The sequence below is a fragment of the Neomesorhizobium albiziae genome (genome assembly GCF_900114255.1).
Classification (GTDB): domain Bacteria; phylum Pseudomonadota; class Alphaproteobacteria; order Rhizobiales; family Rhizobiaceae; genus Neomesorhizobium; species Neomesorhizobium albiziae.
Genome location: NZ_FOSL01000003.1, coordinates 313,766 through 333,249, shown reverse-complemented (window position 1 = coordinate 333,249; position 19,484 = coordinate 313,766). Strand labels below are relative to the sequence as shown.

General features: G+C 61.9%; 22 protein-coding genes, 1 tRNA gene and 1 pseudogene. 7 read left to right on the top strand and 17 right to left on the bottom strand.

What is annotated here, in order from left to right; all coding sequences use genetic code 11:
• Positions 1-49 precede the first annotated feature (49 nt).
• Positions 50-361, bottom strand: a complete 312-nt coding sequence (locus F3H98_RS08140) for a hypothetical protein (protein WP_149759619.1) — start codon at positions 359-361, stop codon at positions 50-52.
• Positions 362-679: 318 nt separating this feature from the next.
• Entirely contained in the window at positions 680-2,176 is a 1,497-nt protein-coding gene (locus tag F3H98_RS08135) for a CoA-acylating methylmalonate-semialdehyde dehydrogenase (protein WP_149759618.1), read from the bottom strand.
• Between the two features lie 173 nt (positions 2,177-2,349).
• Between F3H98_RS08135 and F3H98_RS08130 the strand changes: the two genes are divergently transcribed.
• The 3 genes from F3H98_RS08130 (at position 2,350) to F3H98_RS08120 (ending at position 4,341) form a co-directional block, all read left to right on the top strand.
• Positions 2,350-3,231 (top strand): LysR family transcriptional regulator, encoded by an 882-nt coding sequence (locus F3H98_RS08130; protein WP_149759617.1) that lies wholly within the window; start codon positions 2,350-2,352, stop codon positions 3,229-3,231.
• 84 nt (positions 3,232-3,315) lie between these two features.
• Positions 3,316-3,948 carry an RNA polymerase sigma factor gene (locus F3H98_RS08125; protein ID WP_149759616.1) on the top strand — a complete coding sequence of 211 codons (633 nt, stop codon included), beginning with the start codon at positions 3,316-3,318 and terminating at the stop codon, positions 3,946-3,948.
• A 3-nt stretch (positions 3,949-3,951) separates the two neighbouring features.
• The gene (locus F3H98_RS08120) at positions 3,952-4,341 is read left to right on the top strand and encodes a VOC family protein (protein WP_149759615.1); all 390 of its coding nucleotides are present in this window, start codon (positions 3,952-3,954) and stop codon (positions 4,339-4,341) included.
• Between the two features lie 6 nt (positions 4,342-4,347).
• On the opposite strand, the gene F3H98_RS08115 is transcribed toward F3H98_RS08120, so the two are convergent.
• From F3H98_RS08115 to obgE, 8 genes are all read right to left on the bottom strand, one after another.
• Positions 4,348-5,601 carry a D-amino acid dehydrogenase gene (locus tag F3H98_RS08115; RefSeq protein ID WP_149759614.1) on the bottom strand — a complete coding sequence of 418 codons (1,254 nt, stop codon included), beginning with the start codon at positions 5,599-5,601 and terminating at the stop codon, positions 4,348-4,350.
• A 20-nt stretch (positions 5,602-5,621) separates the two neighbouring features.
• Positions 5,622-6,164 carry a GreA/GreB family elongation factor gene (locus tag F3H98_RS08110; RefSeq protein WP_149759613.1) on the bottom strand — a complete coding sequence of 181 codons (543 nt, stop codon included), beginning with the start codon at positions 6,162-6,164 and terminating at the stop codon, positions 5,622-5,624.
• A gap of 207 nt (positions 6,165-6,371) precedes the next feature.
• On the bottom strand, positions 6,372-6,788 hold the full coding sequence (gene rnk / locus F3H98_RS08105) for a nucleoside diphosphate kinase regulator (protein WP_149759612.1): 417 nt from the start codon (positions 6,786-6,788) through the stop codon (positions 6,372-6,374).
• Positions 6,789-7,106: 318 nt separating this feature from the next.
• Positions 7,107-8,246: an alanine racemase gene (alr, locus tag F3H98_RS08100; protein WP_149759696.1), complete on the bottom strand. Its 1,140-nt coding sequence runs from the start codon at positions 8,244-8,246 to the stop codon at positions 7,107-7,109.
• 70 nt (positions 8,247-8,316) lie between these two features.
• On the bottom strand, positions 8,317-8,910 hold the full coding sequence (locus F3H98_RS08095; protein ID WP_149759695.1) for a nicotinate-nucleotide adenylyltransferase: 594 nt from the start codon (positions 8,908-8,910) through the stop codon (positions 8,317-8,319).
• A 47-nt stretch (positions 8,911-8,957) separates the two neighbouring features.
• Positions 8,958-10,244, bottom strand: coding sequence for a glutamate-5-semialdehyde dehydrogenase (locus F3H98_RS08090; RefSeq protein WP_149759611.1), 1,287 nt, complete (start codon positions 10,242-10,244; stop codon positions 8,958-8,960).
• A 3-nt stretch (positions 10,245-10,247) separates the two neighbouring features.
• Complete coding sequence (gene proB / locus F3H98_RS08085; RefSeq protein ID WP_149759610.1) at positions 10,248-11,402, bottom strand: glutamate 5-kinase; 1,155 nt, start codon at positions 11,400-11,402, stop codon at positions 10,248-10,250.
• 10 nt (positions 11,403-11,412) lie between these two features.
• A complete protein-coding gene (obgE, locus tag F3H98_RS08080) occupies positions 11,413-12,450 on the bottom strand; it encodes a GTPase ObgE (RefSeq protein WP_149759609.1) in 1,038 nt (345 codons plus the stop codon).
• Between the two features lie 110 nt (positions 12,451-12,560).
• On the opposite strand from obgE, the gene F3H98_RS08075 reads away from it, so the two are divergent.
• A complete protein-coding gene (locus F3H98_RS08075; RefSeq protein WP_149759608.1) occupies positions 12,561-13,421 on the top strand; it encodes an endonuclease/exonuclease/phosphatase family protein in 861 nt (286 codons plus the stop codon).
• Between the two features lie 33 nt (positions 13,422-13,454).
• Here F3H98_RS08075 and F3H98_RS08070 read toward each other — a convergent pair whose 3' ends face one another.
• The 3 genes and pseudogenes from F3H98_RS08070 to rplU all read right to left on the bottom strand — a co-directional run.
• On the bottom strand, positions 13,455-14,045 hold the full coding sequence (locus tag F3H98_RS08070) for a GNAT family N-acetyltransferase (RefSeq protein ID WP_149759607.1): 591 nt from the start codon (positions 14,043-14,045) through the stop codon (positions 13,455-13,457).
• Between the two features lie 115 nt (positions 14,046-14,160).
• The gene (rpmA, locus tag F3H98_RS08065; protein WP_149759606.1) at positions 14,161-14,430 is read right to left on the bottom strand and encodes a 50S ribosomal protein L27; all 270 of its coding nucleotides are present in this window, start codon (positions 14,428-14,430) and stop codon (positions 14,161-14,163) included.
• 40 nt (positions 14,431-14,470) lie between these two features.
• Positions 14,471-14,893, bottom strand: a pseudogene (gene rplU, locus F3H98_RS08060) (50S ribosomal protein L21); the annotation flags it as partial.
• Between the two features lie 248 nt (positions 14,894-15,141).
• On the opposite strand from rplU, the gene F3H98_RS08055 reads away from it, so the two are divergent.
• A tRNA-Ser gene (locus F3H98_RS08055) sits at positions 15,142-15,231 on the top strand.
• Between the two features lie 72 nt (positions 15,232-15,303).
• Here the strand turns inward: F3H98_RS08055 and F3H98_RS08050 are convergent.
• Positions 15,304-15,558 (bottom strand): hypothetical protein, encoded by a 255-nt coding sequence (locus F3H98_RS08050; RefSeq protein ID WP_210249669.1) that lies wholly within the window; start codon positions 15,556-15,558, stop codon positions 15,304-15,306.
• On the opposite strand from F3H98_RS08050, the gene F3H98_RS08045 reads away from it, so the two are divergent.
• Entirely contained in the window at positions 15,551-15,802 is a 252-nt protein-coding gene (locus F3H98_RS08045) for a hypothetical protein (protein ID WP_210249668.1), read from the top strand. The two genes, F3H98_RS08050 and F3H98_RS08045, sit on opposite strands and share 8 nt — an antisense overlap.
• Positions 15,803-15,884: 82 nt before the next feature.
• Here F3H98_RS08045 and F3H98_RS08040 read toward each other — a convergent pair whose 3' ends face one another.
• From F3H98_RS08040 to F3H98_RS08030, 3 genes are all read right to left on the bottom strand, one after another.
• Complete coding sequence (locus tag F3H98_RS08040) at positions 15,885-16,187, bottom strand: hypothetical protein (protein WP_149759602.1); 303 nt, start codon at positions 16,185-16,187, stop codon at positions 15,885-15,887.
• Positions 16,188-16,503: 316 nt separating this feature from the next.
• Positions 16,504-17,298 (bottom strand): response regulator transcription factor, encoded by a 795-nt coding sequence (locus F3H98_RS08035; RefSeq protein ID WP_149759601.1) that lies wholly within the window; start codon positions 17,296-17,298, stop codon positions 16,504-16,506.
• Positions 17,299-17,634: 336 nt separating this feature from the next.
• On the bottom strand, positions 17,635-18,378 hold the full coding sequence (locus F3H98_RS08030) for a Crp/Fnr family transcriptional regulator (protein ID WP_149759600.1): 744 nt from the start codon (positions 18,376-18,378) through the stop codon (positions 17,635-17,637).
• Positions 18,379-19,008: 630 nt separating this feature from the next.
• On the opposite strand from F3H98_RS08030, the gene F3H98_RS08025 reads away from it, so the two are divergent.
• Complete coding sequence (locus F3H98_RS08025) at positions 19,009-19,422, top strand: hypothetical protein (RefSeq protein ID WP_149759599.1); 414 nt, start codon at positions 19,009-19,011, stop codon at positions 19,420-19,422.
• The last annotated feature ends 62 nt before the right edge of the window (positions 19,423-19,484 follow it).

Genomic DNA, 19,484 nt, shown 5'->3' with positions numbered 1-19,484 from the left:
ATTACAGGCCGTGGAATTGGACGGCGGTTCCGCGCCGAAGCAAGGAAGGTTACGCGTCCGGCCAGGTCGCAGCGGTCGTGGTCTCCCATCCCTCGCCGGCTGCTACGATGCAGCTCTTGCCGGCGACGTCAGTGACGATGATCGTCCACGTTCCCGCGGCGGAGGCATAGACTTCCATCATCGCTATAGTGCCGACCGTGCCATAACCCACCTGCAGCTCCTGATATTTCTCGTGGAGATGAGCGATCAGATCGGCATGCGGGCCGCAATTTTGCTGGGCCTGTGCGACAGCAGTGCTTGTCGCCATCAGTACCGCCGCAAGCGCGTATTTTATCCAGTGGGATAAGAACCTGCGTGCCATAGGGCACCTCCTTTGCCATCGCGTCCCGGCAAAAGAGGCGTATACGGGGACCTCAATCCGCCGAAACGATCCAGCCCGGTTTCGACGTCTTCATCGCGTCGCTCCTTCCCTGTTCCGGTCTGTCTTCGGGAGCAATTCATGACGCTCCCGCTATAGTTTGATGTGGTGCTGCCCGGCAAAAAAACAAGCCGGGAAGATGGCTGTGACTCTGAACTTGTCGGCAGCATGGGCACCGGCGGAAAACCGATCGTTGTCCGGTTCACAAAACAAAACCCGGGCATTGCCCGGGTTTTCGATTGTTCAGAAGCTCTTTCGAGGTCAGTTCATCGTCGGGATGACGAATTCCGCGCCGTCCTTTACGCCGCTCGGCCAACGGGAGGTGACCGTCTTCGTCTTGGTATAGAAGCGGAAGGCATCCGCGCCGTGCTGGTTGAGGTCGCCGAAGCCCGACGCTTTCCAGCCGCCGAAGGTGTAGTAGGCGATCGGCACCGGGATCGGCACGTTGACGCCGACCATGCCGACCTGTACGCGGCTGGCGAAATCGCGCGCAGCATCGCCGTCGCGGGTGAAGATGGCGACGCCGTTGCCCATTTCGTGGTCGTTGGCGAGCTTGATGGCGTTTTCATAGTTCGGCGCCCGCACGACAGAGAGCACGGGTCCGAAAATCTCTTCCTTGTAGATGCGCATGTCTGGCGTCACCTCGTCGAACAGGCAGCCCCCCATGTAGTAGCCGTTTTCATAGCCCTGCATCGTGAAGCCGCGGCCGTCGACGACGAGCTTGGCGCCTTCCTTGACGCCGATATCGACATAACCCTTGATGCGCTCCAGCGCCTGGGCGGTCACCACGGGGCCGAAGTCGGCCGAGGAATCGGTGGAGGGGCCGACCTTCAGGCTTTCTACGCGCGGGATCAGCTTTTCCATCAGGCGATTGGCGGTGTCGTTGCCAACCGGAACGGCCACCGAGATCGCCATGCAGCGCTCGCCGGCCGAGCCGTAACCGGCGCCGATAAGCGCGTCGACGGTCTGGTCCATATCCGCGTCAGGCATGATGATCATATGGTTCTTAGCGCCGCCGAAGCACTGCACGCGCTTGCCCGCCGCGCAGCCGCGCGAATAGATGTAGTGCGCGATCGGCGTCGATCCAACGAAGCCGACGGCCTTGATATCGGGATGATCGAGGATCGCGTCGACCACTTCCTTGTCGCCGTTGACGACGTTGAGCACTCCAGCGGGCAGGCCTGCCTCGAGGAACAGTTCGGCAATACGCAACGGCACGCCCGGATCACGCTCGGAGGGCTTCAGGATGAAGGCGTTGCCGCAGGCGATGGCGGGGGCGATCTTCCACAGCGGAATCATGGCCGGGAAATTGAACGGGGTGATGCCGGCGACGACGCCAAGCGGCTGGCGCATGGAGTAGACGTCGATGCCCGGGCCGGCGCCGTCGGTGAATTCGCCCTTCATCATGTGCGGAGCACCGATGCAGACTTCCACCACTTCAAGGCCGCGCTGGATGTCGCCCTTGGCGTCGGCAATGGTCTTGCCATGCTCACGGGCCAGGATATCGGCGAGCGAATCGTATTCGCGGTTGGCCAGTTCGAGGAACTTCATCAGCACGCGAACGCGGCGCTGCGGATTGGTCGCCGCCCAGGCCACCTGCGCAGCCTTTGCATTCTCCACCGCGGCGGCGAGTTCGTTCGCGGAGGCCAGGGCGACGGTGCCGCGCACCGAGCCGTCCATTGGCTGCATCACGTCCTGCTTGCGCCCGCTGGTGCCGGCGACCCTTTTGCCGCCGATGAAATGACCGTACTCGACCATCGTTCTCTCCCTGAATTTGTTTGATGCTGCATTGTCCTGCTTCCGCAGGGAAATGGCAACGCGAGGGGAACAGCATCCGTTGTGCGGAAATTAATGTGCGGGCTATCAGCGAGTTTCATTTTATGCATAGTGGGGAACAATGGCGTTTTCTGCTATATCGACGGGTTTCGCCGATGAACTGGGACGATGTCCGTATTTTTCTGGCGGTGGCGCGAGCCGGGCAGATACTCGGCGCGGCCAAACGGCTCGATCTCAACCATGCCACCGTCTCGCGCCGCGTCGCGACGCTGGAGGGGGCGCTTAACACAAAGCTGTTTCGCCGGCTTACCACGGGCAGCGAACTGACGCCGGCGGGAGAGCGTTTCCTTGGCATCGCGGAGCGCATGGAATCCGACATGATCGCGGCGCGCGCCGAAGTGTCGGGCGATGGCGACGACGTTTCCGGAACGGTCCGTATTGGCGCGCCCGACGGGTTCGGCGTTGCCTACCTGGCGCCGCGGCTCGGCGCGCTTACCGCACTCTATTCCGATCTGTCGATCCAGCTCGTGCCGGTGCCGCGTTCGTTTTCGCTGTCACGGCGCGAGGCGGATATTGCGATCACCACCGAGCGCCCCTCGGAAGGGAGGCTGGTCGCCCAGAAACTGGTCGACTATGCGCTTGGTCTCTACGCCTCGCGCGGCTATGCCGAGGCGAACGGAATGCCGCAAACGCCGGAAGAACTCTCAAGCCATCGGCTTGTCGGTTATGTGCCCGATCTGGTGATCAGCCCGTCCCTCGACTATGCCGCCGATTTCAGCCCGGACTGGCATGCCGGGTTTTCCATTTCGTCGGCGTTGGGACAGGTCGAGGCGGTGCGTTCGGGCGCCGGCATCGGCATCCTTCACGCTTTCATCGCGCGCGCCATCCCCGAACTTGTGGCCGTGCCGGCGGCGCGCCCGATCCGCCGCGCCTACTGGCTCGTCTATCACGAATCCGTCCGTCCGCTTCGCCGCATCCAGACGGTGGCCGGCTTCATCGCCAAGGCCGTGGAAAAGGAGCGTGCGCTGTTTGCCTGAAGCATGCACCAGACGGTTGTGCCGCGCTTTTGCAACCGGTGTGCCTCGTTTATCGTCCGTCAATCGCCCAGCCGAGGATCTCGCTTGCTCTCGCGTCCCTATGTCGAATTGCTGCGTCAGGCCCGGCGCGTCACGCGTCGCGCGGACGAGGCTGAAGATCTCCTGCAGACCATTCTCCTGTCAGCGGTGGAAGCGGGGCGAAGCGATCTTTCCTCTCCCGAAAACCGCCGTTGGCTGCGCGGTGCGCTGAGGCGGCGCGCCGCCTTCGATGCCCGGACGGCGATCCGGCGCAAGAAACGGGACGACCGTTGGGCCGGGGTGATCCAGCCGGTGCCGGGCGACCGCGACGAACTTCCCAGGAGCTTTTTGGCCGCATTGCCGCCGGCGCTGCGTACCACGGCGCTGCTGGTGCTGACCGGCCATACGCGGCAGGAAATCGCCTGGCTGCAGCGCCTGTCGGATCCGGCGTTGCGGCAACGCTTTGCCGAGATCAGAAGGCGCTGGCGCGACGCAGGCAATGGCCGCATCGAGGACATGACCGGCCTCTCGGGCAAACTGAATTTCGGCTGCATCCGGCGGTCATTGCTCGGCTTGGCGCGCAGTGAAGGGATCCTGCTGGCCAGTCACGATCCTGACGGACATCTTTTTGTGATCGGCAGCCTCACAAAATGCGTCACGCCGGCAACAGGGAAGCGTATGTCCAACCATCAGGAGTGAAAAATGTTCGGCAAATCAAAGCTCGGCACCGTCTGCTACTACGTCTCTGACATAGCAAGGACCGAGATGTTCTATCGCGACGTCCTTGGCCTCGATGTCGAGCGCATGGAGGATGACGGCGACGGCCATACCTGGCTGATGGCCCGCACGGCCAACGGCGTTGAACTGATCTTCTTCCAGCAGGATTCGCGGCCCGGCAATTCGCCGGTCATCGTCTTCGATCTCCCGGACGGAGGCATCGACAATGTGGTGACGGCGCTGGCGAGCAAAGGCACAACGATCGTCACCCCGGTCAGCCATGCCCCCGGGGGATGGTCGGCCGATATTGCCGATCCGGACGGCCATACGATCTCGATGTACCAATCGGAGGACCATCCCCGTTCGTTGAAATAACCGTCCTCACGCGTAGCGTTGCAGGCCTAGCTGGCTGACATCGATCTCGGGTTTTCTGGCGGAGATGACGTCGGCCAGCACACGGCCCGAACCGCAGGCCATGGTCCAGCCCAGTGTGCCATGGCCGGTGTTCAGGTAGAGGTTTTTCGGCCCCGCCTGTCCGACGATGGGCGGGCCGTCCGGCGTCATCGGCCTGAGTCCGCACCAGAAGCTCGCCTTCGAGAGGTCGCCGCCGCCGGGGAAAAGATCGCCTACCGAATGCATCAGCGTGTCGCGACGCGCCTCGCGCAGCTTCATATCATAGCCAGAGATTTCAGCGGTGCCGCCGACGCGGATGCGGTTGCCGAGCCGGGTGATCGCCACTTTGTAGGTCTCGTCCATGACCGTCGATTCCGGTGCTCCGCCCGCGTCGGTGATGGGCACGGTGATCGAGTAACCCTTGATCGGATAGACCGGAACGCCAAGGCCGAGCGGCTTCAGCAGCACCGGCGAATAGGAACCGAGCGCGACGACGTAGGCGTCCGCCGTCAACAGGCCCGCGCTAGTGACGACGCCGGTGACGGCGCCGCCGCTGGCGACGATCTTTTCGATCGATGTGCCGAAGCGGAATTTTACGCCGCGCGCCGTGCAATGCTCGGCCAGCTTGGTAGTGAACATCTGGCAGTCGCCGGTTTCGTCGCCGGGCAGCCGCAGGCCACCCTTGAACTTTTCGCGCACCGCGGCCAGCGCCGGTTCCGCCGCGATGCAGCCAGCAGGGTCGAGCACCTCATAAGGCACGTTGAACTGTTTCAGCACCTCGATGTCGCCGGCGGTGCCGTCCACCTGCTTCTGGGTACGAAAAAGCTGCAGCGTGCCCTGGCTGCGTTCGTCGTAGGCGATGCCGGTGGAGGCGCGCAGCGCCTTCAGCATATCGCGGCTGTATTCCGCGATCGGCACCATGCGCGCCTTGTTCACGGCGTAGCGGGCCGAGGTGCAGTTGACGAGCATCCTCGACACCCAGGACCACATCGCGGGGTCGAGGAGCGGCCTGATGACCAGAGGACCATGCTTCATCAGCAACCATTTGACCGCCTTGATCGGAACGCCGGGCCCGGCCCACGGCGACGAATAGCCGGGCGATACTTCTCCGGCGTTGGCGAAGCTCGTCTCCAGCGCGACGCCCGGTTGCCGGTCGACCACCTCCACCTCATGACCCGCCTCGGCGAGATAATGCGCCGTCGTGGTGCCGATCACGCCACCGCCGAGGATAAGTATCTTCATAGAGCCAATTCTCCGGTCGTTCAGGCCGCGGTCGGGCCGGGGTCGTCATCGCCCGCCGGAATGCCGGTGGCAATGGTTGCGGATGGCACAGGCGTATCCGTCGAATGGACCAGCCTGAGAAATGGCGCGCCAGTGTGGGCGGCCCGCGCGCTTCGCGCGTGGGGCCATTTCGCAGCCTCCGGCTGGAAGAGCACGTCTTCCACTAGGATCGTTTCGTGGGAACCGTCTGGTCGCATCACCAACGCAGTATCGCCCTTCGCCATGCCGAGCAAGGTCAGCCCTCGCGGCACCGTGATCGGCAGCGTCATGCCGACCATTCCGCGAGGCTCGCCCTGCACGACAATACGCGTGATCGATGGACTATCGTCAACGCGGAATGCGACGCGGCTGTTGAGGGTCACCACGTCGGGGTGGACGGTTTCGCGAAAAACCACCCTTGCGGAAGACAGTTTGCGCTTGAGGATCGGCAGGACCGGATCGTCCCGGCTGTCCTGCCGCGTAAGAATCGCTTCGAGAATCGTATAGTCCTTGGTCGTCAATTGACATGCCGCACTGGCCAACATTCTGAACCTCCATCGGCGGGCGCACGGCTCCGCCTGGATTATGAACTCGGGATGACTGTGGAAGGTTGATCCCCTGGCCCGGCATGGCGACGCCATGCGCCGGGCGCAGGGGCTACGATCCTGCGACGAGACATCCCGCGCGGTTCTGGAGGCGGCGGCGGGCCGAACGCCGCCAGCGTTCGAAGCGGGTCATTTTTTCACCCACCGTCAGATTGCCGGCACCGTTGGCTGTTCGACCGCCAGAATGTTCAGGGTCAGCTGGCGTCCGTTCCGGGCCGTCCACATCACCGACTGGCCCTGCGACAGACCGATCAGGGCGGTACCCAGAGGCGTCAGGATCGAGATCTTGCCCTCGGCGATGTCCGCCTCGCCCGGATACACCAGGGTGATGCGCTTCTGGTCATCGATTTCCGACTGAAACTCGATGACGGAACCCATCTGGATAACCGTCGGTGAAATCTTGCCGGGGCGCACAATCCTGGCGCGGTCCATCTCGGACAGCAGATCTCCGGCGACGTCAGGAATACGGCTGAGTGCGGCGGTGGCGAGGGTGGTCAAGCGCTGGTGGTCGGTCTCGCTGACGATGATATTGGGTGGCTGGCGGTTTTTGGTGTCCTGGCGCATGAAATCTTCCGTGATCCTGCGGCGACCTGCCTCGTACTGGCGGTTCTGCCGGACGCCTTTCGGCGTATGCAATTGTCGCGAAACGCCACGCGGACCGTTACCGGTCTCGCAGACGTTCTGGATTATGCGTTGTGAACAGGTGCCCCGAGGCTCGGACGGCGCATGGCGACCGAGCCGGGGCTACGATCCCGCGATCGGGCAGACCCGGAAGAAAAATCGGCTGGGAAGTTTGGCCGCGTTGCGCATGGCCTGAACCTTTCCGACCGGGCTGCGCTTGTCAAGCTCGAAGCTGCGAAGCGTCGGCGCAGCAGGTGTCGGTCAGGCACCTATATATCGTCGGTGAAAACGCTTTCCGAACCCGGTAAGCACCTCGTAGCCGATGGTGCCGGCGATCGCGGCCACTTCGTCCACGGTCTGCTCCTTGCCGATCAGGTCAACAAGGTCACCGGCTTTCAGCGTGCCCGGCGGCAGGGCGGAAACATCGAGGATGATGCTGTCCATCGACACCCGGCCGGCGAAAGGCAGGCGAATACCCTTGAAGAAGGCCGCTCCGGCAGTCCGGCGTTGCCAGCCATCCGCGTAACCAAGGGAAATGGTCGCCGCCACCAACGGCTCCCTGGTCCGGAAGCTGTGGCCATATCCCACGCCGGTGTCGCCCGTAAGTTCACGCGTCTGGATAACTTTTGCCGACAAGCTAACCACGGGAAGCATCGGGTTCGGGTGTCCGGGGGTGGGGTTGACGCCGTAGAGCGCGACACCTGGACGGGCGAGATCGTAGTGATAGTCCGATCCCAGGAATATCCCCGACGAGTTGGCAAAGGACGCGGGAGCTGATGGGAGTTTCGCCCGCAAGGTTTCAAAATTTCGGCGCTGCAAGGGGTTGGCCGGGTTGTCAGGCTCGTCGGCGCAAGCCAGATGGCTCATCACGAGATCGATGGAGATACCTTCCAGTGCATCGAGATCGGCGGCGAGGCGCTCGACTTCGACGGGCGCCATGCCGAGCCGCGACATGCCGCTGTCGACCTGGATCACGGCGGGCAATTTCTTGTCGCGGGTTTTGGCTGTCTGCCGCCACGCCTCGAGCTGCTCCAGGCTGTTGATGACAGGGACCAGGCGATGTGCGGTGCATTCGGCTTCGGCGCCGGGCGGAGAACCGTTGAGCACGTAGATTTTCGGGACCGGACCCAGTGCACCGCGCAGTGCCATCCCCTCGTCGACATGCGCCACGAAAAACGCGTCGCAGCCCTCCTTGGCGAGGGCAGGCGCAACCTGGGCGGCATCCAGTCCATAAGCATCGGCCTTCACCACGCCGGCGCATCTTGCTTTGCCGAGTTTCGTCTTGAGGCGGCGATAGTTTTCGCGGATTGCGTTCAGGTCGATCGTCAGGATCGCACCGGCCGACGCTTCGGAAACGTTGCGAGCGTCGATGTTTTTGCGGGTGTCGAGGGAAACGTTCACGTCGGTTCGGTCAGTTGTGTTCCGGTCGTCCAATCAGTAATCCCTCAACCTGTCGGCGGCAAGGCAGGCGCTACCCGGCAGGGTTCATCGTCTTGCGGAGCGCGGTGGACGAGAGCGACGAGCGAGGTCCATGTATGAAGGTCCAGGCCGGCGCCTTCATGCGCGCCAGACGAGGCGCGTCACCTTCGTCGACGCGCGCATAATCGAAGGTCTTGGCCACCACCGACGACAGGAACGAAAGCGTCGAGCCGGGCCGGTCGATGACAGCGATCGGAAAGGTCATGGCGATCTGGCGCCAGCGCTGCCAGCGGTGAAAATCCCTGAGATTATCGGCGCCCATGATCCAGACGAAGTCGACGCCGGGATTGCGCGCCTTCACCAGCGCCAGCGTGTCGGCGGTGTAACGGATGTGGTGGCGCAGTTCGAAGGCGGTCACCTTGACGCGCGGGTCGTGCATGACCTTTTCGGAGAGCTGGATACGCTCGGCAAGCGGCGCAAGTTCCCTGGTGCTCTTCAGGGGGTTGCCTGGGGTGACCATCCACCAGAGCTGGTCCAGGGCGAGCCGCCGCAGGGCGATTTCGGCCACCAGCGCATGGCCGGCATGAGGCGGATTGAACGAGCCACCGAAGAGGCCCACCTGCATGCCCTTTTCGACATGCGGCATGCGCAAATAGCGATGCCCGACCTCCGGATAGAGCGTCGAGATATCGCTCAAGGCCGGATCTGGCCGGAACCGCGCACGCGGTACTTGAACGATGTAAGCTGCTCGACCCCGACCGGGCCGCGCGCATGCATCTTGCCCGTGGCGATGCCGATCTCCGCCCCCATGCCGAATTCGCCGCCATCGGCGAATTGGGTCGAGGCATTGTGGAGAAGGATCGCAGAATCGATCTCGTTGAAGAATTTCTCGACCGTTTTCGCATCCTCCGCGACGATCGCTTCGGTGTGATGCGAGGAGTGGGTTTCGACATGCTCGATGGCGTCGGCGATCCCGTCGACCAGCTTCACCGAAATGATCGCGTCGAGATATTCGGTGGTCCAGTCGGTCTCGGTCGCACGCTTGGCGAAAGGAAACGCCTTGACGACGTCCGCATCGCCGCGGATTTCGCAGCCGGCCTTCGCAAGCGCCTCGAGAATCGGCGTCAGGTGGGTGCCTGCCACCACACGGTCGACAAGCAGCGTCTCGGCGGCGCCGCAGATACCGGTGCGGCGCATCTTGGCATTGACCGCGATCCCGATCGCCATGTCGAGGCTTGCCGAGCGGTCGATGTAGAGGTGACAGATGCCTTCGAGATGCGCGAACACCGGAACGCGGGCTTCCGTCTGCACGCGCTCGACAAGGCTGCGGCCGCCGCGTGGAATGATGACGTCGAGATTGCCGTCAAGACCTTTCAGCATTTCGCCGACCGCTGCGCGGTCGCTCGTCGGCACAAGCTGGATCGCATCTTTAGGCAGTTTTGCCGCCTTCAATCCTTCGACAAGGCAGGCATGGATGGCTGCGGACGAATTGAGCGAGTCCGAGCCGCCACGCAGGATGACGGCATTGCCGGCCTTCAGGCAGAGTGCCCCGGCATCGGCGGTCACGTTCGGCCGGCTTTCGTAGATCACACCGACGACGCCGAGCGGCGTGCGGACACGTTCGATGTGCAGGCCGTTCGGACGGTCCCATTCGGCGATGACTTCGCCGACAGGGTCGCGCAGCTCAGCGATGGCGCGGATGCCGTCGGCCATGTCGCGGATACGGCCGGGCGTCAGCTTCAAGCGATCCATGAGGGCCGGGGACAGCTTGGCGTCCTGGCCGTTCTTCATGTCGACCGCATTGGCATCGAGAATCTCGTCCTGCCGGCGGATCAACGCTTCGGCCATGCCGATCAGCGCGGCATGCTTGCGCTCGGCATTGGCGATGGCCAACGGCCTTGCGGCCGCGCGCGCCTTGCGGCCGAGATCGGCCATCAGCGAGGCGGTATCGTCGCGGGAGTTTTCTTTCAGCTTCAGCATCGCCTAACCTTCCGCGCGGACAAGCGCCACGGCCTCCGCGGCATGGCTCATGACCATATCGTCCCGATGCACCATGGCCGACCGCGCTTCATAGCCAAGAACCGTGGCGATCTCGGTGCTTTTCAGTCCAGCGATCCTTACGGCATCGGCGGCATCGTAGGCAACAAGGCCGCGCGCGATCTCGCGGCCGTCCGGCGCGAGGATAGCCACCGTATCGCCACGCGAAAAATTGCCGCTGACCAGTTTGACGCCGGCCGGCAGCAAGGACTTGCCCGACAGCAGGGCGCCGACCGCGCCCGCGTCGACGGTCAGCCGGCCAGCGGGTTCCAACTGTCCCGCGATCCAGGTCTTGTAGCCCTTCACGGGCTGGGCGCTTGGCTTGAAAAACGTCGCTCGCTCACCACGCTCGATGGCCGAGAGCGGGTTCAACCTCCTGCCGGCGGTGATGATCATCGCGGCACCGGCAGCGGTGGCGATCTTGCCGGCGTCGAGCTTGGTGCGCATTCCGCCACGCGAGAGTTCGGAAGCCGCGGCTCCGGCCATGGCTTCGATTTCCGGGGTGATACGCTCGACCACCGGGATGAATTTCGCTGTGGGGTCAAGTGCCGGCGGCGCGGTATAGAGACCATCGATGTCGGAGAGCAGCACAAGCAGGTCGGCGCCCATCATGGTCGCGACGCGCGCGGCCAGCCGGTCGTTGTCGCCGTAGCGGATCTCCGACGTGGCGACCGTATCGTTCTCATTGATGACCGGTATCGCCTTCATCTTGATGAGCGTCGAGATGGTAGCGCGGGCGTTGAGGTAGCGGCGACGCTCCTCAGTGTCGCCGAGCGTTACCAGGATCTGCCCGGATTTCAGGCCGCGGCGGGCCAGCTCTTCCGACCATGCGCCGGCGAGCGCGATCTGGCCGACAGCGGCGGCTGCCTGGCTTTCTTCCAGCTTGAGCACGCGCTTGCCGAGGCCAAGGATGGTGCGGCCGAGCGCGATCGCGCCCGATGAGACCACCAGTACGTCGGCGCCGTTCGCGGCGAGGCCGACAATATCGTCTGCAAGCGACGCCAGCCATTCGCGCTTCAGTCCCGTCGAGCGATCGACGAGCAATGCGGAGCCGATCTTGACCGTGATGCGGCGGTAATTCTTCAGCGACTTTAGGGCCATCGCGATCCGCTCACTTCTGCCAGCGCGACTCGGACTTGACCGAGACCGGGCGTTCGGCGCGCGATTGTTCGACGATGGCAATAAGGGAACGCAGCACCGCTTCGACGCCTTCGCCTGAAACCGCTGAAAGCACCATGGGCTGCTGCCCGGCGGCGCGCTTCAGCGAAGCGAGCTTTTTCTTGCGGGCGTCGGGGTCGAGTGTGTCGGCCTGGCTGAGCGCCACGATCTCCGGCTTGTCCGACAGGCCCTGGCCATAGGCTTCGAGTTCACCGCGCACCGTCTTGTAGGCTTTCCCCGGATTTTCTTCCAGCGCGGAAACGAGATGCAGAAGCACACGCGTACGCTCGACATGGCCGAGGAAGCGGTCGCCGATGCCGACGCCTTCATGGGCGCCTTCGATGAGGCCCGGAATGTCGGCGATGACGAATTCGCGCGCATCGACGCGGGCGACGCCCAGATTGGGATGCAAGGTGGTGAAGGGATAGTCGGCGATCTTCGGCTTCGCCGCGGTCACGGCCGCGAGGAAGGTCGACTTGCCGGCATTGGGCAAGCCGACGAGCCCGGCATCGGCGATCAGCTTCAGCCGCAGCCATATGGTCATTTCCATGCCCGGCAGGCCAGGGTTGGCGCGGCGCGGCGCCTGATTGGTGGAGGTCTTGAAATGCTGGTTGCCGAAGCCGCCATTGCCGCCGGCGGCCAGCCGATAGCGCTGGCCCACCTCGGTCAGGTCATGGATCAGCGTTTCATTGTCTTCTTCGAAAATCTGGGTGCCGGCCGGCACTTTCATGATCACGTCGGCGCCTTTGGCGCCGGTGCGATTGCGGCCCATGCCGTGCACGCCGGTCTTGGCGCGGAAATGCTGCTGGTATCGGTAATCGATCAGCGTGTTCAGCCCGTCGACGGCCTCCACCCAGACATCGCCGCCGCGACCGCCGTCGCCACCGTCCGGTCCGCCGAACTCGATGAACTTCTCGCGCCGGAACGACACGCTGCCGGCGCCCCCGTCACCGGAGCGAATGAAGACTTTGGCTTGGTCGAGAAATTTCATCGGGCGGACAACGCTTTACACTGCTAATGGAAACGGCGACCTGCTCTAGCGCAAACAGGCTGAGAGTGCGAGTGCGGGTTTGCTGGAAACGCCGGGAGCCGCAAATTGCCATGAAACTTGTCTCTTACAACATACAATACGGCATCGGCCGCGACGGCAGGTTTGACCTTGAGCGCATCGCAGCCAGCCTCGCCGGCGCCGACATCATCGCCCTGCAGGAAGTCACCCGGAATTTCAGCCGCAACGAGGGCGCCGACGTGGTTGCCGGCATCACCGCTTTGTTGCCAGATTACTTCCATGTTTTCGGGCCGGCGATGGATGTCGACTTCGGTGGGCGCGACGGCGACGGCAGGCCCGCCAATAAGCGGCTGAACTTCGGCAACATGGTGCTGTCGCGCTGGCCGATCGTCGGATCGCGCAATCTTCTTTTGCCGCGCAGCCGCCGCTTCAACCGGGGCAACCTGCAACGTTCGGCCCTTGAAGCGCTGATCGTCACGCCGGACGAGGCGCTGCGTGTCTATTCGGTCCATCTCGACCATGTGAATGTCGAGGAGCGCCTGCAGCAGATCGGCTATCTGAAGCAGCGGGCATTCGGCTATCCCCTCGAGGGTGGCGCTTTTTCCGGCGGCGTGGAATTCGGTTTCCCCGAGCCGCCGTGCCCGGAAGGCTTCGTGCTGATGGGCGACTTCAACATGGTTCAGGGCTCGCCCGAATATGTCGCGATGACCGGCAGCGTCGACGATGTGGAAGGCCGCCAGATCGTCGCGCATCATCCGGTCGACGCCTTCACCCTTGGCGAGCCACTGCCCGCCGGCTCGGTCTCCTGGGTCGACGACGGGAGGCCGGAACGCAATCGCCTGATCGACTACGCCTTCCTGCACGCCAGCCTGGCGGGGCGTGTGGGCAAGACTTGGATCGACAGCGACGCGCATGGTTCCGACCATCTTCCCGTCTGGCTTGAAATGAATTGATCCGGCAGGGACAATCATCCCGCCGGATCAGGATCATGCTCGTGCCCATGTCCTCAAGCTGACCCAGGTCTTGCGGTCGAGATGATAACGCTCGACCGGAACCTGTCCGGCAACGATCGAATTCAGCATGCCCTGTCCGGCATACTGGAAGCCGCACTTGTGGATGACACGGCGCGATGCCGGGTTGATCACCCGGCAGGAGACATGCAGTAGGTCGATGGCGGTCGCCCGGAAGGCGAGGTCGACCAGCGCATGTGCCGCCTCGGTGGCGTAGCCGCGCTTCCAGTAGGGCTCGCCAATCCAGTAGCCGAGTTCCAGGCCGCGATCGGTGCCGTTCAAGCCGGCGCATCCTATGAAAGCGCCGCTCTCCGCCAGCGTGAGGGCATAGGAACAGCCTGCGGTCCGCCTCTCCTTGGTCATTGAGAGGAACGCGCGGGCCTCTGTCTCGCCGTAAGGAAACGGCATGCGGGCCAGCATTTCGGCGACGCGCCGGTTGTTGGCGAGTTGGGCCAGTTCGGGAATGTCGTCGTTATGCGGCGGTCTCATCACCAGCCGCTCGGTGACCAGAACCGGGCAATCGATGACCGGACTCTCGTCTTCCAGAATTTCCTTCTCGGCAACCATGACTTCCTCCAGGCATGAAAAAGGGGAGATGGCGGCCCATCTCCCCTGATCCTTTTCTGGACTGTCCAGACACCGGTTCCCGAGATGGGCGCCGGTGTTATCTCGCGGATACCGGCTACTCCGCTGCTTCCGTAATCGGGTTCACCGATACGTAGGTGCGGCCATTGGCTTTTTTGCGGAACGCGACTGCGCCTTGATCGAGCGCGAAAAGCGTGTGGTCCTTGCCGATGCCCACATTGGTACCGGGATGCCACTTGGTGCCGCGTTGACGCACGAGGATGTTGCCGGCGAGGACCTTCTCGCCGCCGAACTTCTTCACGCCAAGGCGCTTGGACTCCGAATCGCGACCGTTGCGCGACGAACCGCCAGCTTTCTTATGTGCCATCGGTGTTCTCCTTCAGGCCTTGTTCTTACTCTGATTCCGCCGGGGCTGCAGCCTTTTTCGGCGCAGCCTTCTTGGCGGGCTTCTCTGCGGCTTCCGGAGCGGCAGCCGCCGCTTCCTTCTTGGCCGCAGCCTTTTTCGCTGGCTTTGCGCCACCGGTCAGGATTTCAGCAATCCGGACCGTGGTCAAAAGCTGGCGATGGCCGCGGGTGCGGCGCGAATTCTGACGGCGGCGCTTCTTGAAGGCGATGACGGTGCGCGCCTTGCCCTGCTCGACCACCTCGGCCGTCACGACAGCGCCTTCCACGAAGGGAGCGCCGATCGTCACATTCTCGCCCTCGCCGAAGGCGAGCACGTGGCCGATTTCAACGATATCGCCGACGTTGCCGGTGACTTTTTCGATTTTCAATACATCTTCGGCTGCAACGCGGTACTGCTTGCCGCCGGTTTTGATGACTGCGAACATTTTTTGCCTTTCGCTGTTCGGTCCGGCCTTTTGGCTGCTCCAGGAGCAGTCCGGCCGTCTTTTTGTCAGTCGGATGGGTTTAAAACACGACCGGCGCAGAGAGAGTCCGCGCCGGAAGCGTGCCGTGCTTATCCCAAGGGCGTCGAGGAGTCAACGCGATGCGGCGATTTGATCGATATTGGCCCTTGCGGGCGGGCACCACAGCCGTTATTGAGTGCGCCGCGCCGGCAACGGCCGACCATGCATCCGGAGAGGTGGCAGAGTGGTCGAATGCACCGCACTCGAAATGCGGCATGGGTGCAAGCCCATCGGGGGTTCGAATCCCTCCCTCTCCGCCATGCGGCTTGGATAAGCACTTAGTTATCGCCGCTCTTCGCTGCTGTCCGCTTCTTGCCCGACATTCAGGCCCCCTACCAGGCGCGCATCAAACCGACCGGAGGCAGGCTCTTGCCGCGGCCCCACCGGATTTCGCCTGACCCGAGGCAACGCTGGCATTCGTATTCGTAGGCTTCGATCTGGGGGAGCTCGACCCCCGCCGCGACGACGTGGGGGTAGAGATACGGGTTCATCCATCCAAGTGCGGGCGACGAACGCCCGTCGCTGAGCCTCACTTTCGCGTTGGCGATGTTCATGTCGGATCGCATGTCCGAGGGTTCGATGAGCAAGAATCCGTCGCCGTCACAGCGATGGCAACGTTTCGCGAGCCTCGATTCGGCGGCGTGCATGCGTGTTGAAAGTTTGCTGGCCATGGGTGGAACCGCCACAAAGCGTATCAAGGCACTCGTCACGACGCGGATCGCCCGCGCGTCGATGAACCGCAAGAAAATTAAATCATCGGGGCGCGATGCTGGTTATCCGGCAATTCGGATGCATGGGCGGCACAAAGGAGGTAGAGAGGGAGGCTGCTGATCGGCGGACTATAGCCATGCTGCCGATAGGGAGATGGGTGTGTCCGAGACAGATCCCTCTACCCAAGGATACGATCCGAACCTCAGTGATGAGTAAGGCGCCGTTTCATTGCCCGTTCCATCGCTATCTTGACGGTGTCCACGCCGGCCGAATTCTTGTTCAGATGGCGGTAGGCGAGCATCAGCAGCGAAACTGAAACATCTCCGATCGGCCACCCGGCACGCTCGGCCTGCCTGGCAAGTGCGTCGAAGGCCGACGCGAGTGCGAGCTGACAATCAGCGTTGCTGCTGCTGTAGTGCGAACCCGGAACCGGGATATCTGGAAATGGCTTCAAGACGGTGCCCTCGGAATAGCCGACAGTACCGCTGCCGCGCCAAACCGCCACCCCGCATTTCGGCGTAAACATGTTGATTGATAATCGCCGCGCAGCACCCGGTCGTCGGGCTTCCGGTATCGGATGGTGTGGACTTTCGCGGCTGTCCTGCCGTGAACCGCCATCGGCCGTATTGCACTGGCTGGGTATGATGGTGATGCCACAATGTTTGTAAATGCCGCAAACCGGCCCTCCAGCGTCTGCCTGGGGGAAGGCAGGGCGGAAGGGCCAGGTAACGCGCGGCGCACAAACGCAGCACACTATGGCGTCGATCGCCTATTTGCGGCGACCGCTTGATGCGTGGCTCGCGGCAGCAGATTTCAACCGCTCACGAGCGGGCCGTCATGCCTGGTGCAGGGAAACTGGCTTCCCCTGGAAACAGGTCGTTTATCTTGTAGGCCACTTCAGTGCGGTTGGTGGCCTTCAGTTTTTTCATGATGTTGCGGATGTGGACCTTTACGGTACTCTCGCGCAGGTTCAATTCGTAAGCGATGATCTTGTTTGCCTTGCCGCGCCGTAACGCCTGTACGACCTCGGCCTGGCGCGACGTGAACATCCCCGTGAGCGGCCGCGCCTCGGGAACCTCGCTCTCGACCAGATGCCGCATGGCCAGAACGCTGCTTGCCGGCACGAAAATGCCGCCAGCAATGGCAAGGCCAAGGGCTTCGACGCACACGTCGATGCCGATCGATGTGGGGATGAACCCGCGGACGCCGCACTCCAGCGCCTTGAGTATCTGCGCAAGATCGTCCGTGTCGGCCAGGATCACCACCGGGATCGAGGGGAATTCCGACGTCAGCCGCGCGAGATCGCTGGCCACATTGGAGTCCGTTACTTTCCGTGCGCCGAGGTTGAACAGAATAGCCTTCGGACTGCCGTAGACGCCCTCTTGCTGACGCCATTCTTCGATCGATCCGACTGCCGAAACCTCCATGCCGAGGTTGTGGAAGATCAGGCTTTGCGCGAGGCATTCCCGATCAAGTGCCCTTCCGTCGATAATCAGCAGGCGGTTCTCTCGGCTTTGCCGTGTACTGCCGGATAAAGCTCTCTCCGCTGCAATATCATCTCTTGCATACGAAATTGGCACAGAGTTGCTGTGATGTACTTCCGCTGTGGTATCCATACTCTTATACCCGCCTTCTTACACCGACCGCTCTCATGAGCGGTTCTTGCGCCCCTTGCATTTCAGACTGAGTTGGTAGCTGCTCCCCAAGCCGCTGTTTGGTGTATTCTCGCCCGTTTTTGTTTCCCCGCATACGACTCTTGGGAAAGCCGTATGACCAACAATAAGTAAAATTGGAGAGCTTTTCCTAACCTAAGTTAACGTTGTCAAAAAAAACGATATGTGAAGAAATCGTCAGCTTTGAAAAATATTCTTGCCACGCTTCCAAAGGTTTCGCGTAGCTCGAAAATGGCGATGGTTGCACAACACCGCTTGGCGAAAAGTGTTCGCTGCAAGCTAGGGGGACGAAGAAAAAACCCTGAAACCGAGGAACTCCTTATCGAAGCCGATCATGTTGATCAGCCGGGGCTTGTCGAGGAATTCCACGAAGCCGGATCGGAATGAGACGAGATTGTGCTCCCTCAGATCGCGCAGCGTCCGGTTGACGTGAATGGCGGTCAACCCAAGTGCATCGGCCAGTTCCTGTTGCGTCAGCGGGCAGTCGAAGCCTTGTTGCGTGCTCTCACCGAACGTTGACAGTCGCGCATCCATCTCGAGCAAAAGATGGGCAGTGCGCACCAGCGCGTTGCGCCTGCCGGCGTTCGTCAAATGCTCGATAACGATGGAGGACTGGCGGGCTACCGCGCTCAAAATGAACTGCGCTAGCCATGGCGAGCGGCCGAAGGCCTTTCCCACCGCGGTTCGCGACATTTCGAAAATGGAAATCTCGGTTGTTGACGCCAATGAATCGGTGCTCGGTCCGGGCGATGCAACAACGCCCACCACGTCTCCCTTCAGCGGAAAGTCGATGATCTGCCGGTCCCCGTTATTGAGGTCGCGATAACTACAGGCCCATCCCGAATTGATGATGAACAAGCGTTGTTCAACATCGCCCTGGTGGCTGATGACGGTGTGAGGAGGATAGTGTTTCGCCGCTACGTTCAGAGGTCGCAGCGCTTCCATTTCCTCGCTTGTGAAGATCGCTCCGATCGGCGGAGACTGAAAGAACTGAAGGAGGGTCTGATTCTGGGTAGAAGTCATGATCCATTTCTGTAAGATTCGCAGAATCATAAACTATAATTGAATAAGTGTCTGCGGTTCGCCATTACTACTTTCGGTATATCTATGGGGCACGAATTCGCAGCGAGTGACTGCGTCCGGCTTTTATTCAACCACCAACTGGCCGCTTATCCCCTTGGTTTGGCGCAAATCAGCAACGCGGGACGCGTTGATTGCTGTGCCATCAAGGTACGCAAAGTTCGAGGCGACAGTTGCAGCCTCGGAATCGAGGATTTGATGGAAGCCAAATCTGGCGATTGGATGCGACGAAAGTCTGCTGCTTGACAATCGATCGGTCATTTTCTCGAGGTTGCTTTAGGACGACTTTTTTTTGAGCTGGATCTGGATAAGCCTCAAGGTTGATAAAGCGCCCGCCGGCTCTTCGCTGACTGTTTTCGATGGTCTTAGGTAAGCAACGGCCTACAGAATGCCAGTCGGCCCGCGATGGGTATGGCAAGCCGCTCCTCGACAATAATTTTCCTCGGTAAAAGTCGCGTTGAGGCTCGCAAGCTTATTGTGTTTTTCAAAGTATTCGGCTACTAAAATTGCGCGTTGCGGTTGCGAATAGTTTCTCGCAGGGGTTGAGAAACTTGCTCGTTGCAGTCGGGGCGGTTGTCTGCTGAACTGATAGTCGGATCGGGGGTCTTCATCGCCATGGATTATGCGGGTTTGTCTGGGGGCGGGATGCCCTCTGCAGGGGACCAGCCATCGCGATATGCAGGCGCCGATACGGACCTCGCCTTTCACCATGTCCGTCTAGCGACCACGGATGTTGGAGAGGCCGGCGTTCTGGTTCTCAAATCCGATCAGTTGGTGGCGGTTCTCACCCAAGTCGACGAGGAGCTTTATTGCGCCTCAGGCAAATGGTTCCTCGAATCCGGCTTTGGCCGCCTGAACGGCTACAACAAGATGTTCCAATCTCTCGACGAAGCCAGGGACTGGATCGCCGCCCGCTTTTTGACAAAGGGCACTGTTTTGGCCCTGCCGCTGCTCCTCGGAATAAACGGTGCAGCGGGGCTGATTTAGGTTTGAATGACTCGGGGCGTGCGCAAGCCGTTGAGCTCAACTAAGCCAAAAAATCAACGATA